This window comes from Xanthomonas cannabis pv. cannabis (assembly GCF_000802365.1).
GTDB classification, from domain to species: Bacteria; Pseudomonadota; Gammaproteobacteria; order Xanthomonadales; family Xanthomonadaceae; genus Xanthomonas; species Xanthomonas cannabis.
This window is the reverse complement of sequence record NZ_JSZE01000054.1, coordinates 1-14,282: the sequence shown is the minus strand read 5'-3', so window position 1 is coordinate 14,282 and position 14,282 is coordinate 1. Positions and strand designations below refer to the sequence as shown.

Below are 14,282 nucleotides of genomic sequence, written 5' to 3'. Positions count from 1 at the left end.
CTACAACAGCAGCTCTGCCACGTCCTGCCCCTGCACCGGATGTCGAGCACACCGCGCAGACATCGCCACCGCGATGCTTGCACGCACCCTAGTCAAGAAGAGCATCTCATGGCGACGCGATGGATCTACGCAACGGTGTGCGTGCTGCTGCTGGGCGCCTGCAGCGCGACGCCGGCATCTCGTTCGGGCACCACCGCAGCTGATGCGCAGACACCGCGCGCAGCCTCTGCCGATGCCGCAGCATGCACCGCAAAGGGCGGCCAACTGCGTCCGGTCGGCCGCATGCAAACGGTGCGCTGCATCGTGCCGTATGCCGATGCCGGCAAGACCTGCAGCGACAACAGCGACTGCAGCGGTGATTGCCTGGCCACCAGCATCGTGCCGACCGGTGCCGCCACCACCGGCACCTGCCAGCGCGACAGCGACCGCTTCGGCTGCCGCCAGGAAGTCATCGGCGGCAAGGGTCAGGCGGCGCTGTGCATCGACTGATGCGCGGGTAGAGCATCAGGCGCGCGTCGCGTCGAGATGCCGCAACGCATGCACCAGCGCCAGCGGCCTATGCGTCCACCACCACGTCCGCGGTGCGACGCGGCCAGCCAACGGCGCCGAACATCGATCCACCGGCGATGGCCAGCGCCGTCCCCAGCCCATACACCAGCAGCGCCGCGCTCTGTGCCAGGTAGACCTGGTGCAGGCCGCCACCCAGCCGGATCGCCGCGATGCCGATGCCGGCCGCGATCAGCAGGCGCAGCACGGTCGTGCAGATCGGCCATAGCAGCCTTCCTGCGCCCTGCGAGGCGAAGTACAGCGCCAGACCCATGCCCAGAAAGCCGTAGAACGGCCCTACGGTCTGCAGGTACAGCGTGCCGGTCTGCAGCATGGTCGCACCGCTGCCATACAAGGACAGCCAGCCGCGCGGGAACAGCGCCGCCGCAACGCCGATGGTTTCGGTAATGGCAAACGCCATGGCCGCACCGATCCAGGTCGCGCGCAGTGCACGCTCGCGTTTGCCCGCACCGATGCAGGTGCCCACCATCGTCAGCATCGGTGCTCCCAGGCCGAAGACCAGCGGGATCAGCACGTATTCCAGCCGCGACGCAGTGCCGTAGCCGGCAATCGCGCCGGAGCCGAAATGCCCGGCCAACGAGGTGGCAACGCCCACCGCCAGATTGGTGCAGATCACCCCGATCGCCGAGATCAGGCCAACCCGCAGGATGTCGCGGAAGACCGCTGCACGCAGGCGGATCGCCGCAAACGACAGGCGCAGCAGGCTGCGCGGCGAGCGCAGATAGGCCACCAGCACCAGTGTGCCGACGATGTAGTACAGCAGCAGCGCCAGCGCACCGCCGGCAATGCCCAGCGCCGGAATCGGCCCCCAGCCGAAGATCAGCAACGGCGACAGCGGGATCAATCCGACGACTCCGTAGACGGTGACCTTGGCCGGCACGGCCATATTGCCGGACCCGCGCAGCACCGCCGCCAGCGAATTCAACAGCCAGACAAACACCGCGCCTGCGAAGATCCAGTGCGAGTAGGTCAGCGCGGCATCGAGCGCGGCGCCTGTCCCGCCCATCTGCCGATACAGCCAGCGGCCGCCCGCCCACAGCGCAAGCGTAAAGAGCACACCGAACGCCACGGCGATCACCAGCGCATGCACCACCACCGCGTTGGCATCCTCGCGCCGGCCGCCGCCCAGGGCCCGCGCGATCGACGAGGCAATGCCGCCGCCGATCGCACCGGACGACATCATCTGCATCAGCATCACGATCGGGAACACCAGCGCCATGCCGGCCAGCGCATCGGTGCCGAGCTTGCCGACAAAATAGGTCTCGATCAGCCCGGCCGACGCCTGCGCGACCATGACCAGTACGTTGGGAACCGCCAGCCGCGCCAGCGTGGGCGCGATCGGGGCCTCCAGCAGCAGGCGGGTGCGGGCATCGAATGCGGTCATGGAATTACTCGGGAGAGGCGTCGGTATCGGCAAGCCCGGCCTGTTGCAGCGTGGCCAGGGTGTCGTCGAGCAGGCCATGCAGGGCGAGCACGTGCTCGCTGCCCAGCAGCGCGGTGAGGCTGGATTGCGCCTTCTGCCACTGCGTGCGGGCCTGGGCATGCCGGCGACGGCCGGCGGCGGTGAGCGTGATCAAGCGGCTGCGCGCATCGGGGCCGTCGGCCTGTTGCACCAGTCCGGCCAGCATCAGCGGCTTGAGATTGCGTGTGAGCGTGGACGCATCCAGGCCCATCTTGCGCGCCAGGTCGACCGGCCGGATCGGGCTCAGCATGAGCAGATGCGATAGCAGCGAATACTGCGTCGCCTTCAGGCCGCTCGCACTCAGATACGTCGCGTAATGGCGCGTCACCATCCGCGACACGCTGCGCAGGCGGAAGTTGGTACAGCCGGTCGGCGTGCGGGGTGTGGCCATGCGGCGAGTGTAGCCAAGATACTTGCATATACAAGTGTTGAGGCATGGTGCAGCACAGGTCACCCATGCGCGCGCGGCGGTTTATGCTGGCTACCCCGCAGATCAGGACAGCCCCGATGAGCCAGACGCTGTACGACATTCCTGTGACCCGCATCGAAGGCGAGCCGGCCACATTGGCCGACTATCGCGGCAAGGTGCTGCTGGTGGTCAATGTCGCCTCCAAGTGCGGCCTGACCCCGCAGTACGAAGGCCTGGAAGCGCTGTATCGCGACAAGCATGCGGCCGGTCTGGAAGTGCTGGCGTTTCCGGCCAACGACTTCAACGGCCAGGAGCCCGGCAGCGAGGCGGAGATTGCGCAGTTCTGCCAGCTCACCTACGACGTCACCTTCCCGATGTTCGCCAAGATCGCGGTCACCGGCGGCGACACCCATCCGCTGTATCAGGCCCTGACCCATGCACGCCCGAGTGCCACCGGCGATGGCCCGATGCGCGAAAAGCTCGCTGGCTACGGCATTGCGCCCAACCCCGCACCCGGCGTGTTGTGGAACTTCGAAAAATTCCTGATCGGCCGCGACGGCACCGTCATCGAGCGCTTCGCCCCCGATGTCCCGGCCGACGATGCACGCCTGCGTGCAGCGGTGGATGCGGCGCTGGCAGCGGCCTGAGTCCCGCGCGCCGGCCCAGACATGCGCGAGAGCAGAGCTTGCGTGCGCCCCGTACCGCGTCCGCTGCATGCGCCACTCTCCCGATGGGCAAGACACTGCAGCGCACGATCAGGGGCCGGCGCTCCCCTCTCTCCCGTCAGGGAGAGGGGGAAGGACGGTACGGCGGAAGGCCGACCAGGCCGCACGCTCGACACACACTGTCGCCGAACATCGCGGCGTATCTCCACCGCCATGCGGCAAGACGTTTCAGGCACTGCCATCGCATCTGCCCTGGCAACCACCGCAACGACGCGGGAGCCGACAGACAGCGCGCAGCCGCCGTCGCCGACCCGCTACCCGCGCGCGACGCACGATCAACCGATCCCATGATCCGGCTTGATCATCGACCAAGCTACCAATCAGGTGCACATGACGATGCGATCCGGCTGGATATTTCTCGTGCTGCTTTTCAGCGCGCCATCGCATGCGACGGAGCGTTGCCACGATCTCGAAACGACCACGGACAGCAATAAATGCTGGTCGGCAGAAGTGAGCCGATCGCAGCAACGCCTGGCCGCGTATCTGGCGGCCGCGCGCACCCGGGCCGTGGTCACGCTGGGGGTGTCGGGCGAGGCGTTCGACAACGCGCAGGCGGCCTGGACGAGCTACAAGACGCTTCACTGCAGCAACATACGACAGCGCTGGACGGCTGCAACGGTCGGAACGGCCAAGGCGGCCCGCTGCGCCGTCGACCTCAACGACCAGCGCGCACATGATCTGTGGCAGAGCTATCTCACCTACGAAGATCGCACCCCGCCATTGCTGCCCGAACCGGAGTGACCACCGGACACGTGACCCAGGCGCCCGACGATAGGTCCTGCGCCCGCGCCTGCATGCCATTCCATCGATGCCGGGGAAAGCGTCCAGCTTAGCGAGCAAGGCCGAGAGCTGGTCATAGCCGCCGACCTTGAGCCGCAGCCGCACGTGCGCCCTGCCGGCATCGCACGGTGTCGCTGCTGATCTCCGGCAGGTGGGCGTCATCAGGCGCAGACGGTGTGGGCGAGCCCGGAGCAAACCGGCATCTGCAGACATGTGCGCCGTCCACGCAGGCAGCTGCGACAACCACATTGCGCTGCCCAGAAAAAACCCGGGATCGCTCCCGGGTTTTTCTGTTCACGCCTGGCGGGCCGGTCAACGCACCCAGCTGGGAATCGGCATCGCATCCACCGGCACCGTGTCGTCCTTGTCTTCGCGCAGATACTCCGGCAGCTCGTTGTTCTGTTCGCGGTGGCTGCGCAGGTCGCGGGTGATCTGGTAATTACGGCGCTGCATCCAGGCATCGCGGGTCAGGGCGTACTCGTCGGGCGCTTGGTCGCGTAGCGAGTCCAGCGACATCAGCTGCGCGCGCGTGTCCACCAGTTGCAGGCCCTGCAGCGCGAAACGCGCACCGCCGTCGTCGACCTGGCGCACCCACGACAGCGGGATGTCGCCACCCAGGCCGAAGGTGTCACGCACCGTGCGCGGCCCGAACAGCGGCAGCTCGAAGTAGCGCGAGTTACGCCAGCCCCACACGCCCAACGTCTGACCGAAGTCTTCGCTGCGGCGCGGGATGCCCGCCGCGCTGGCCGGGTCGAACAGCCCGGCGATACCCAGGGTGGTATTCATCACGAACCGGCCCAGCGACTGCGCCGCATACACCGGGTGGCCCTGCAGCAGCTGGTTGACCATGGTCAGCGGCGTGCCGAGGTTGTCGAAGAAGTTGGTCACGCCCAGCCGCGCCGGACTCGGCACCACCTTGGTGTAGGCGGTCGCCAACGGCCGTGCCACGCCGCGGTCCACCGCCAGGTTGAAGCGGTGCATGCCGCGGTTGTAGCGCTCCCACGGGTCGTACGCTGGCGCCGCGCCCGGCTGGGCGGGTGCGCCACTGGCGCCTGCCTGTGGCGTGGTGGTGCCGTACAGGGCGTTGAAGTCGTCCTCGGCCGAGGTGGGCGCGCCGGACGCGTCCGCGCCGGCATCGCCCGCAGCGCCGGTCTGTTCGGCTGGCGCCGCCGCCACCGTGGCTGGCAACGTGTCGGGCGCGGTGTCGGCGCTGGCTGGTGGCGGGGCAGACTTGGGCGCCTGGCTGGCACAGGCGCCAAGCAGCGACAGGCAGGCCAACAGGGAAAGAGTGCGGAACTGGGTCATGGCGTGGCGCTCAGGCCTGAAATTCGAGGGTGGGAGACAAGCGGTAGGCAGCGCGCAATTCGTCCAGACCGGACGCCTCGCCCACCACTGCCGCAGTGCCGGTGCCGCGCACGCGCGCGGCCAGTTCGGCCAGCATCGCCACGCCGGCGCTGTCCAGGCGTTGCACACCCGACAGGTCCAGTGTGCGTACGCCATCGAGCTGTGCGGCCGCCTGCGGCCAGGCCGCGGTGACCGCGGCACGGTCGAGCACGCCGGTGACCACCAGCGTGTCGCCGTTGCGTTGCACGGAGTTGTTACTTGCCATTGGCCGGTGCCGCACCGACCTGCAGGCTGCCGCTGCGCAGGTCGGCGGCGACCTTGGCAATACCCTTTTCGCGCAGCGGACCGTCGAACTGGCCCTTGAAGGTCTGCACATAGGAAATGCCTTCGATCATCACGTCGAAGATCTTCCACTGGCCGCCCACGTTACGCATCAGGTAGTCGACCGGGGTCGGGTCGTTGCCGGCGCGCAGCAGGTCGGTAGACACCTTGACGCCGCGGTTGCCCGGCAGCGCGCTTTCCGACTTGGCACGGAAGGTCGGCTTGCCTTCGAAGTTGAGCAGGGCAGTGCCGTAGCGCTGCATCAGGTTGTCGGCCATCGCATCGGCGAACAGCTTGATGTCGGCATCGGAGGCGCCACGGCCATGCACGCCCAGCACCAGGCGCGCGGCGTAGTCGCGGTCGAAGGCCTTATTCAATTCGCCATCGATGTACTGACGCAGCGCGGCCGGGTTGCTACGGAACTCGGCGCGGCGCTGTTCCAGCGTGCCCAGGATGCGGGTGCTGCTGTCGATGACGGTCTTGGTGGCCGCGCCCTGCGCAGGCGCACTGGCGGCGGCCGGCTGCGCCAGCACGGTGGCCGGTGCGCACACCAGCAGGGTCGAGGCCAGAATGGCAGAGAGCAGGGTGGTCTTCATTGATGCGGTTCCGTAGAGGGAGAAGCGGGCTGGGCAGGCGGGGCGGCCTGACCGTCTGCAGCGGATTTATCACCGCCGCCACTGAACATGTACTTGCCGACCAGCTGCAGCAGATCCACCGCCGGCTGGGTGAAGCCGATCTCTTCGCCCGGCTTGAGCGTCTCCGGGTCGCCGCCCGGCTGCAGACCGATATAGCTCTCGCCGAGCAGTCCGCTGGTGAAGATGCCGGCCGAGGTGTCGGCGGGCAGGTCCTTGTATTTCGTGTCCAGCGACAGCGTCACCACCGAATCGAACTTGGTCGGATCCAGGCTGATGTCGGCCACCTTGCCGATGGTCACCCCGCCGATCTTCACCGGCGCCTGCGCGCGCAGCTGGCCGATCTGGCTGAAGCGCGCGATCAGGGTGTACTGGCTGGAACCGAAGCCCCAGCGCTGGTTGGTCGAGGCCACCGCCAGCACCAGCAGCGAGGCCAGGGTCAGCAGCAAAAAGGCGCCAACGGCGAATTCGAGTCGTGGTCCACGCATGGCCATGGGCTATCTCACCTAAACAACATTGCAGAAAGGACGAAGTTGAACATCAGCACCAGCAACGAGGCATTCACCACCGCGCGGGTGGTGGCGATGGAGGTGCCTTCGATGGTCGGCTCGGCATGAAAGCCCACGTAGGCGGCGACCAGCGCGGCGGTGCCGCCGAAGATCGCCGACTTGAGCATCGCCACGCCGAAGTCGTCCCAGAAATCCACGCTGTTGCTCAGGCCCGACCAGAACGTGCCGTTGTCGATGCCCAGCACGTGCACGGCTTCAAAGTAGCCGCCGGTGATGGCCAGCGAACAGAACACGCCGGTCAGCAGTGGCACCGTCAGCACTGCCGCCCAGAAGCGTGGCGCCACCGCCTTGGCCACCGGGTCGATGGCCATCAGCTCCAGCGCCTTGATCTGGTCGGTGGCACGCATCAGGCCGAGCTCGGCTGCGATCGAGCTGCCGGCGCGGCCGATGAACAACAGTGCGGTCAGCACCGGTGCCAGCTCGCGGTACAGCGACAGCCCCAGCAACGTCGACAGCGCATCCGATGCACCGTAGGTGGTGAGCGTGCGGTAGCCCTGCAGGGTCAGCACCAGCCCGACGAAGGCACCGCCCACCGCAATGATTGGCAGCGAACGCGCGCCAACCTTGTAGATCTCGCGCACCAGCTCGGCGACGAAGTCGCGGGTGGGCAGCGAGCCACGCAGCACCGTGAGCGAAAACAGCCCGGCGCGGCCGAAGGCGCGAATGGAATCGGCGAAGGCCATCAGGCAGCGCTCCGGTCGCGGCGTGGTGCGGCATCGAAGGCGATCGGGCCGTCCGGCTGGCCGTGCAGGAACTGCTGCACCAGCGGATCGGTGCTGTCCTGCAGGTGTTGGGGCGTGCCGGCGAACACGATGCCGCCATTGGCGATGACCACGGCCTGATCGCTGATCGGCAGGGTCTCGTGCACGTGGTGGCTGACGATGATGCTGGTCAGACCCAGGCTGTCGTTGAGGCGCTGGATCAGGCTCATGATCACACCCGAGGCGATCGGGTCCAGCCCGGTCAGCGGCTCGTCGTAGATCATCAGCGGCGGGTCCAGCGCCAGCGCACGTGCCAGCGCCACGCGCCGCGCCATGCCGCCAGACAGCTCGCGCGGCCAGGCGTCGGCCGCCGCCAGCAGGCCCACCGCGTGCAGCTTCATCTGTACCAGGCGTTGCAGCACCGGCGCCGGCAGGCGCGTATGCGTGCGCAGCGGCAGTGCGACGTTGTCGGCCACGCTCAGGTCGGTCAGCAACCCATTGCCCTGCAGCAGCACGCCGACATTGCGGCGCATCTCCAGCAGCGCCCGGCTACCGGTGGGAATGGCGTTGCCGAACAAGGTGACCGTGCCGGCCACCGGGCGCAGCTCGCCGGTCAATGCCGCCAGCAGCGTGGACTTGCCGCTGCCGGACGGACCGAGCACGGCGGTGATGCTGCCGCGTGGCACGTCGAGCGATACGTCGCGCAGGATCGTCCGCCCGCCGCGATCGATGCGGACACCGGACAGTTGCACGACAGAAGAAGCGGACGCCGTCATCGAGGCCTTTAACAGAATTCCAACGCGATAGAGTAACTGTCACACGGCTGAACATAACCGAACCGCCGCGTGCAGTATTGTCGCATTCATGCGGCAGACAATGGGGGCTGCCCATGTCGCCATCTGCGTAACAGCGTGTCCCGCAACGCACGGACGATTGCGCTACATGCGACGGCTACCGAACGTACGCTGCAGTAGGGAGTCGCTGCAGGTGCGGCTGGCGTTTCAGAATCTGTGGCGATCACGCGTTGTCATAGTTGGATACCACGTGCACTGCGAAGGCGCCTGCCGCATCGCTCCGATCTGTCGAGTACGTCGCGTTGTTGGCATCGCCATCTTGTGGCGCCGGCGCGAACCACGCGACGATCCGTGCACATCGTCATGAAAGGAATCATCCATGGAGCTGCTGACGCTTGAACACTTTGCCGGCAGCGTCAACGAAACCTTCGCTGCCTCCTTGAATGAGGGCGAGGTACCGTTCGTGCTGGTGGAAGCGAGGCCATTGCAGGACACACGCAATGCGCAGCGTGCGCCGTTCTCGCTGCTGTTTCGCAATGGCTCGGCCTTTTTGTTTCCGCAACAGACCTATCAGATGCGTCACGCGCGCCTGGGCGAGATCGGCATCTTTCTGGTGCCGGTGGCGCGCGAGCGCGACGGGTTTCTGTATCAGGCCGTGTTCAATTGAGCACGCTCAGCTGAGCAGTTGAGCATGGGGATTCCAGTGCATCTGCAGATGCGTCTGGGTGCTGCACGCGGCAATGAAGCCGTGACGAACATACAGCCGCTGCGCGGCAGGATTGGCGTGCAGCACATGCAGGCACAGGGCGCACCCCGCAGTGCGGGCAGATGCCTGCGCGTAGGCGATCAGGTGCGAGCCAATGCCCTTGCCGCGCCAGTCCGGCAGTAGGCTGATATCCACCAGCGTGTGTTGCGTGGTGGTGCGGTGCAGGTACAGGCGACCGATACGCAATTGCCCAACCTGGACGATCAACAAGTCGGCACCGGCGAAATGCTGCAGGTAATGGGCGCGTTGCAACGCGAATTGCTGGTCCAGAAACGCGCGTTTGGTCTGCTCTGCCCACGGCACCTGCGCCAGTTCCTCGCGCCGCGTACTGGCGTAGAGATCGCGTAGCCAGGGCAGATCGGCGGCGCGCTCGGGCCGAAGCACGCCGCCTGGCACGCCCAGTGCAGCAGGCGGTTCCAGATCGATCGGCGCGACCCTGAGACGCAGGTGCGGCATGGCCTCAGTCGAACACCGGGTAATCGCCCTGCAGCGCGATGCAGAAGTTCATGGCCAGATAGGGCTGCCGATTCTCGTGCGCCTGGCCGTTGCCGGCGGGCAGCACCATGGTCGGGGAAAACTGCTGGTCGGGTGCGACTGCATTGAACGGCCGGTCGCTGTTGCTGTTCAAGTTCGACAGTGCGGCTCCGCTGCTGGGGGTGCCGCTTTTCTTGCTCGGATCCGCTTGCGAGAACGCGTTGAAGCCGTGCTCGTGGTTGGGCATCTGCGTGCTCAACAGGCTCACCGAGGCGGAGCCGAACGCATTGCCCAGCGCATGGGGCGTCAGACCCGGCGCCGCCCCCTGCTGGCAGCCGGCGCGCGCGGAGAAGTTCGGCAACTGAAATGTGGTGCTGCCGTTGCCGCCATAGGCCACGCCCAGCAACGAGAACAGCGCGGTGTTCTGCATGACCGGCAGAGTTGCGCCGTTGCACAGCGCCCAACCGTATGGGTTGTAATCGAAGGCAAACAACTGGATTTCGCCGAAATAGGGTTCGGTCATGCGCATTTCCTCCGGTGGAGCGATGCAGGCCGCGACCGGCTCGGCGCGGCGCCGTGGATCAGGACTGCTGTGGAAAGATGCCCGTGGTGGCGATGCAGTACTGCACCGTCAGCGTCGGCATCGTGTTGTCGTGCGGCTGGCTACCCCCTGTGAACGAGGTGCTCTGCGTGGACATCGCCAGCGCGGTGGCCCCGGTCACGTCGCTGGCATAGAACAGCGTGGCACCGACCGCCGCGGGCAGGAGTCCAGCCGGTGAGGGGCTGGTTGCCGCCATCGTCGTGACCTGTGCGACATGGGTATGCGCCGGCATCTGCGGCACGGTCACGGCCACCGTTTCGGTACCGCTCTTCTGGGCGATCACGTAGTTGCTCAGGCCAGGGCCCTGGCCCTGGTGAACCGGCAGGCGTCCGCGTAGATCCGGCACCCCGAAGTTTGTTTGCCCATCGCCGCCATACGAGGTGCCTAGCAGGAGGTACAGTGCTTCGTATTCGGAGATCTGCAGCAGCGAGCCGTCGCACGCCTGCCAGCCCTGAGGCGTGCGGCCGAAGCCGAACATGCGGATTTCGCCGATGAATGGAGTGCCCATGTGATCCTTCCTGGTCGATGAGGCGCCGCGCGTTCAGGCGCAGCCGAATGCGGTCGCGTTTAGCTGCGCGAGGGGAAAATGCCCGACAGCGCGATGCAGAAATTGATCGTGGTGTAGGGCTGCAGATTCGGATGCGGTTGGTCACCGCCAGCGGGCGCGACCGTTGCCGGCGCCAGCGGAACCGTCGTTCCCGGAGCGGCATATAGCGGCGTGGCGGCACCCGAAGTGGCCATGTTGGTGGCAAACACGCGGCCGGTCGGTGTGCGGTTGTTGCCGCCGGTGCTGCTGCATTCCACCAGGTGGTTGTGCGCGGGCAGGTTGGCGGGCAACAGGGTCACCGCCTCCGCGCCGCCCGCCTGACCCATCGGTGCAACCGGCGGCTGCCAGTTCGCATCGGCCGACGGCGCGTACCCGACCGGTGTGCGACCGCGCAGATCAGGTAGGGCAAACGTAGTCCGGCCATCGCCGCCAAAGCGCGGCCCTAGCAGACTGAACAATGCCTGGTTCTGATTGACCGGCAGCAGCTGGCCATTGCATTGCGCAAAATATTTCGGCGCGAAGGCGAAACCGGTCAGCATGACCTGGCCGATGAAAAACTCGCTCATGCAGCTCTCCCTGCGTAGGTGCGCCGCCGACATGTGTCGGGGGTCGCCGTACAGATACCCGTCGCGACCGCGTCCCACAAGCCGGGACAATCCAGAACTGGAATGAAGTATTAATTTTTTGTTCTTTAACTGGCAGTCAGTTCCTGTTTCAATGCGCTCGCAATGCCAGGGGATGACGTCTCTAGGGCGGCATTGCCTTCAGGCACGAGGACCGTGCCGGCGCCGGGGTGGCGCTTCATCAGGGGTAAAACGTGAACAAGCCGCAGTGGCGTGGAACAGGCACCGGTGCGCCGATGCGCTGGATGGTGGCCGTGATGATCTGCGCCCTGGCGCTCCTGCTACCCGGACAGGTCTGGGCACAGGGGGCGTCGGCCTATTGTTCGACCCAGAACGCCACGATCAATCGGAGCGGTTCGGTGACGTTCGACGTCAGCAACTGCGATGGCCCCTCCAACATCGGCATGGGCGACGACCCGCGCAATCCGCTGGATGCCAATGGCCGCGGTTCCACTGCCAACGGCAGCATCCAGCTCAGCTTTCAGAGTGGCCCCGGCACCCAGACGGTCACCTATACGCATGGGGGGAATTCTGCGACCTCCGATACGTTCTACCTGCGCGACGAGGACGAAAACGTCCTCACCTTCAACATCACCATCAACCCCTCGCGCACGGCCAGCATTGCGGTCAGCCCGGTCAACAGCAGCGAGGACAGCGGCGCTGCCTTCGTCTACACGGTGACGTTGAGCCAGACCAACACATCGGCGACCACGGTGAACCTGGCCCGGAGCGGTACCGCCACCAGCGTCATCGACTACTCCGGTGCGGTGAGCAGCGTCGTGGTGCCGCCCAATGCCTCCTCCGCCAGCTTCAGCGTCACCCCGATCGCCGATGGCGTGGTGGAACCGGACGAGACGGTGACCTTCAGCGTCGCCAACGGCACCGGCTATTCGCCCGGCAGCCCGGCCAGCGCGACGGCCACCATCGTCAATGACGACGTCACCACCGCCTCGATCGCGGTGTCGCCTGCGAGCGTGGCCGAGGATGGCGGCACCAACCTGACCTACACCGTGACACTCACCAATCCGTCGTCAACCGCCGTCTCGATCGGTTTCAGCATCGGCGGCACGGCAACGTCGGGCACTGACTTCGCGGCGGTGAACTCGCCGCTGGTGATTCCGGCCGGGCAGACCAGCGGCAGCATCGTCATCGATCCCACTGCGGACGCGACGTCGGAGCCCGACGAAACGGTCGTGATCACCCTCAGCGCGGGCAGTGGGTATGTGGTGGGTTCGCCCAACAGCGCCACCGGCACCATCGTCAATGACGATGTGCCGTCGTTGAGCATCAACGACGTCTCGGTGAACGAGGGCAATGCCGGTACGACGACAGCCACCTTCACCGTGTCGTTGAGCCAGCCGGCCGGTGCCGGCGGCGTCAGCTTCGACATCGGCACCGCCGATGGCACCGCAAACGCCGGTTCGGATTACGTCGCCTCCAGCCTGAGCGGGCGGACCATTCCCGCCGGCAGCAGCAGCGCCACCTTCAGCGTGCTGGTCAACGGCGACACCCTCAACGAACCGGACGAAACCTACTTCGTCAACGTCAGCAATGTCACCGGCGCCAATGTGGCCGATGCACAGGGCCTTGGCACGATCGTCAACGACGACACGGCGCAGGCGCTGTCGATCGACGATGTCAGCGTGATCGAGGGCAACAGCGGCACCACCACGGCCACCTTCACGGTGAGCCTGAGCACGGCCAGCGGCCAGACCGTCACGGTCAATTACGCTACCGCCGACGGTACCGCCACGGCTGGCAGCGATTACGCCGCCCGCTCGGGAACGCTGAGCTTCGCCCCGGGAACCACCACGCAGACCGTGGCGATTTCCGTCAACGGCGATCTTTCGGTGGAGCCCAACGAGACCTATCGCGTGGTGCTGTCCAGCGCCACCAATGCCACCATCGCCCGCGCCACCGGTACCGGCACCATCAACAACGACGATGCCGTGGTGATCATCGCCCCGGCGTCGCTGCCGGCGGCAACGGCGGGCACCGCCTACACTCAAAATCTGTCGGCCAGCGGTGGTACCGCCCCGTACACCTTCGCGCTCAGTGCCGGTGCGTTGCCGGCCGGGGTGACCCTGAGCGCCAGCGGCGTGCTGACGGGCACCCCGACCGCCAGCGGCAGCTTCAACTTCACCGTGAGCGCCACCGACAGCGGAGCGCCGACCACCGGAAGCCGCGCTTACACGCTGGTGGTTGCCGGCGCGGCCGTGAACCTGCCGGCCACCACGCTGGCACCGGGAACCGCCGGTCAGGCCTACTCGGCCGCCATCACGCCGGCTAGCGGCGGTATCGCGCCCTATACCTACGCCCTGGCTGCCGGCGTCCTACCGGCCGGGATCACGGTCAATAGCGCAACTGGTGCGCTGAGCGGCACGCCCACGGCGCCCGGTACCTACAATTTCACCCTGACGGCCACGGACAGCACGCCCAGCCCGGCCGCGCAGGCCTCGCGCAGCTATGCGCTGACCATCGCTGCCCCGCAAGTCGTGGTCGCACCGACCACGGTGCCCGGTGCCACGCGTGGCACCGCCTACAGCCAGGCACTGAGCGCCAGTGGCGGTACCGCGCCGTACACCTACGCGATTGCCAGTGGCGTATTGCCGGCGGGCCTGACCCTGGCCAGCAACGGCACGCTGTCGGGTACGGCAACGGTGGAAGGCACGTTCAACTTCACCGTGCAGGCGACCGACGCCAACAGCTTCACCGGCACGCAGGCGTATGCGCTGACCGTAGCTGGCCCGACCCTGGTGCTGCCTGCATCCACCTTGCCTGCGGGCACGGCAGGGCAGGCGTACACCGCGGCCATCACTCCGGCCACCGGCGGTACTGCGCCCTACAGCTATGCGCTGACTGGCGGCGCGCTGCCGGCTGGCGTGGTGCTGGACACGGCCACCGGTGGACTGAGCGGCACACCTACCGTGGCGGGCACGTTCAACTTCACCCTCACTGCCTCCGACA

The 14,282-nt window shown here is 66.7% G+C and carries 17 protein-coding genes; 5 read left to right on the top strand and 12 right to left on the bottom strand.

What is annotated here, in order from left to right; all coding sequences use genetic code 11:
• Window positions 1-108: 108 nt before the first annotated feature.
• Window positions 109-489 carry a hypothetical protein gene (locus OZ10_RS10945; protein ID WP_039410593.1) on the top strand — a complete coding sequence of 127 codons (381 nt, stop codon included), beginning with the start codon at window positions 109-111 and terminating at the stop codon, window positions 487-489.
• A 67-nt stretch (window positions 490-556) separates the two neighbouring features.
• Here OZ10_RS10945 and OZ10_RS10940 read toward each other — a convergent pair whose 3' ends face one another.
• Entirely contained in the window at window positions 557-1,951 is a 1,395-nt protein-coding gene (locus tag OZ10_RS10940) for an MATE family efflux transporter (protein ID WP_039410596.1), read from the bottom strand.
• A 4-nt stretch (window positions 1,952-1,955) separates the two neighbouring features.
• Window positions 1,956-2,420: a MarR family winged helix-turn-helix transcriptional regulator gene (locus tag OZ10_RS10935; RefSeq protein WP_039564824.1), complete on the bottom strand. Its 465-nt coding sequence runs from the start codon at window positions 2,418-2,420 to the stop codon at window positions 1,956-1,958.
• A 116-nt stretch (window positions 2,421-2,536) separates the two neighbouring features.
• Between OZ10_RS10935 and OZ10_RS10930 the strand changes: the two genes are divergently transcribed.
• On the top strand, window positions 2,537-3,085 hold the full coding sequence (locus OZ10_RS10930; protein WP_039410602.1) for a glutathione peroxidase: 549 nt from the start codon (window positions 2,537-2,539) through the stop codon (window positions 3,083-3,085).
• A 375-nt stretch (window positions 3,086-3,460) separates the two neighbouring features.
• Entirely contained in the window at window positions 3,461-3,904 is a 444-nt protein-coding gene (locus OZ10_RS20395; protein ID WP_052210021.1) for a lysozyme inhibitor LprI family protein, read from the top strand.
• A 351-nt stretch (window positions 3,905-4,255) separates the two neighbouring features.
• Here OZ10_RS20395 and OZ10_RS10920 read toward each other — a convergent pair whose 3' ends face one another.
• Genes OZ10_RS10920 through OZ10_RS10895 form a run of 6 tightly spaced genes read right to left on the bottom strand, consistent with a single transcriptional unit; the run spans window position 4,256 to window position 8,286 of the window.
• The gene (locus tag OZ10_RS10920; RefSeq protein ID WP_039564822.1) at window positions 4,256-5,248 is read right to left on the bottom strand and encodes an MlaA family lipoprotein; all 993 of its coding nucleotides are present in this window, start codon (window positions 5,246-5,248) and stop codon (window positions 4,256-4,258) included.
• A 10-nt stretch (window positions 5,249-5,258) separates the two neighbouring features.
• On the bottom strand, window positions 5,259-5,552 hold the full coding sequence (locus OZ10_RS10915) for an STAS domain-containing protein (RefSeq protein ID WP_039410608.1): 294 nt from the start codon (window positions 5,550-5,552) through the stop codon (window positions 5,259-5,261).
• The gene (locus tag OZ10_RS10910) at window positions 5,542-6,204 is read right to left on the bottom strand and encodes an MlaC/ttg2D family ABC transporter substrate-binding protein (RefSeq protein WP_039410610.1); all 663 of its coding nucleotides are present in this window, start codon (window positions 6,202-6,204) and stop codon (window positions 5,542-5,544) included. The genes OZ10_RS10915 and OZ10_RS10910 overlap by 11 nt, the downstream gene beginning before the upstream one ends.
• Window positions 6,201-6,734 carry an outer membrane lipid asymmetry maintenance protein MlaD gene (mlaD, locus tag OZ10_RS10905; RefSeq protein WP_005991436.1) on the bottom strand — a complete coding sequence of 178 codons (534 nt, stop codon included), beginning with the start codon at window positions 6,732-6,734 and terminating at the stop codon, window positions 6,201-6,203. The genes OZ10_RS10910 and mlaD overlap by 4 nt, the downstream gene beginning before the upstream one ends.
• 8 nt (window positions 6,735-6,742) lie before the next feature.
• Window positions 6,743-7,492 carry an MlaE family lipid ABC transporter permease subunit gene (locus tag OZ10_RS10900; RefSeq protein ID WP_039410615.1) on the bottom strand — a complete coding sequence of 250 codons (750 nt, stop codon included), beginning with the start codon at window positions 7,490-7,492 and terminating at the stop codon, window positions 6,743-6,745.
• Window positions 7,492-8,286, bottom strand: coding sequence for an ABC transporter ATP-binding protein (locus OZ10_RS10895; protein ID WP_039410617.1), 795 nt, complete (start codon window positions 8,284-8,286; stop codon window positions 7,492-7,494). The genes OZ10_RS10900 and OZ10_RS10895 overlap by 1 nt, the downstream gene beginning before the upstream one ends.
• A 397-nt stretch (window positions 8,287-8,683) precedes the next feature.
• On the opposite strand from OZ10_RS10895, the gene OZ10_RS10890 reads away from it, so the two are divergent.
• Window positions 8,684-8,971: a DUF6916 family protein gene (locus tag OZ10_RS10890; protein ID WP_005991442.1), complete on the top strand. Its 288-nt coding sequence runs from the start codon at window positions 8,684-8,686 to the stop codon at window positions 8,969-8,971.
• A gap of 6 nt (window positions 8,972-8,977) precedes the next feature.
• Here the strand turns inward: OZ10_RS10890 and OZ10_RS10885 are convergent, their stop codons facing one another.
• From OZ10_RS10885 to OZ10_RS10870, 4 genes are read right to left on the bottom strand one after another with little or no spacing between them, the layout of a single operon-like run.
• Entirely contained in the window at window positions 8,978-9,526 is a 549-nt protein-coding gene (locus OZ10_RS10885) for a GNAT family N-acetyltransferase (RefSeq protein WP_052210020.1), read from the bottom strand.
• Window positions 9,527-9,530: 4 nt separating this feature from the next.
• Complete coding sequence (locus OZ10_RS10880) at window positions 9,531-10,067, bottom strand: phage tail protein (protein WP_039410645.1); 537 nt, start codon at window positions 10,065-10,067, stop codon at window positions 9,531-9,533.
• Window positions 10,068-10,125: 58 nt separating this feature from the next.
• Window positions 10,126-10,653, bottom strand: coding sequence for a phage tail protein (locus OZ10_RS10875; RefSeq protein ID WP_039410621.1), 528 nt, complete (start codon window positions 10,651-10,653; stop codon window positions 10,126-10,128).
• A 59-nt stretch (window positions 10,654-10,712) separates the two neighbouring features.
• On the bottom strand, window positions 10,713-11,258 hold the full coding sequence (locus OZ10_RS10870) for a phage tail protein (RefSeq protein ID WP_039410623.1): 546 nt from the start codon (window positions 11,256-11,258) through the stop codon (window positions 10,713-10,715).
• A gap of 251 nt (window positions 11,259-11,509) precedes the next feature.
• On the opposite strand from OZ10_RS10870, the gene OZ10_RS10865 reads away from it, so the two are divergent.
• A partial coding sequence (locus OZ10_RS10865) for a beta strand repeat-containing protein (protein ID WP_425598945.1) occupies window positions 11,510-14,282 on the top strand: 2,773 nt, incomplete at its 3' end.

Bases quoted from the DNA above. Each gene is read 5' to 3' on its own strand.
- OZ10_RS10945 (WP_039410593.1), top strand. From the start codon at position 109: ATGGCGACGCGATGGATCTACGCAACGGTGTGCGTGCTGCTGCTGGGC.
- OZ10_RS10940 (WP_039410596.1), bottom strand. From the start codon at position 1,951: ATGACCGCATTCGATGCCCGCACCCGCCTGCTGCTGGAGGCCCCGATC.
- OZ10_RS10935 (WP_039564824.1), bottom strand. From the start codon at position 2,420: ATGGCCACACCCCGCACGCCGACCGGCTGTACCAACTTCCGCCTGCGC.
- OZ10_RS10930 (WP_039410602.1), top strand. From the start codon at position 2,537: ATGAGCCAGACGCTGTACGACATTCCTGTGACCCGCATCGAAGGCGAG.
- OZ10_RS10920 (WP_039564822.1), bottom strand. From the start codon at position 5,248: ATGACCCAGTTCCGCACTCTTTCCCTGTTGGCCTGCCTGTCGCTGCTT.
- OZ10_RS10915 (WP_039410608.1), bottom strand. From the start codon at position 5,552: ATGGCAAGTAACAACTCCGTGCAACGCAACGGCGACACGCTGGTGGTC.
- OZ10_RS10910 (WP_039410610.1), bottom strand. From the start codon at position 6,204: ATGAAGACCACCCTGCTCTCTGCCATTCTGGCCTCGACCCTGCTGGTG.
- mlaD (WP_005991436.1), bottom strand. From the start codon at position 6,734: ATGGCCATGCGTGGACCACGACTCGAATTCGCCGTTGGCGCCTTTTTG.
- OZ10_RS10900 (WP_039410615.1), bottom strand. From the start codon at position 7,492: ATGGCCTTCGCCGATTCCATTCGCGCCTTCGGCCGCGCCGGGCTGTTT.
- OZ10_RS10895 (WP_039410617.1), bottom strand. From the start codon at position 8,286: ATGACGGCGTCCGCTTCTTCTGTCGTGCAACTGTCCGGTGTCCGCATC.
- OZ10_RS10890 (WP_005991442.1), top strand. From the start codon at position 8,684: ATGGAGCTGCTGACGCTTGAACACTTTGCCGGCAGCGTCAACGAAACC.
- OZ10_RS10885 (WP_052210020.1), bottom strand. From the start codon at position 9,526: ATGCCGCACCTGCGTCTCAGGGTCGCGCCGATCGATCTGGAACCGCCT.
- OZ10_RS10880 (WP_039410645.1), bottom strand. From the start codon at position 10,067: ATGACCGAACCCTATTTCGGCGAAATCCAGTTGTTTGCCTTCGATTAC.
- OZ10_RS10875 (WP_039410621.1), bottom strand. From the start codon at position 10,653: ATGGGCACTCCATTCATCGGCGAAATCCGCATGTTCGGCTTCGGCCGC.
- OZ10_RS10870 (WP_039410623.1), bottom strand. From the start codon at position 11,258: ATGAGCGAGTTTTTCATCGGCCAGGTCATGCTGACCGGTTTCGCCTTC.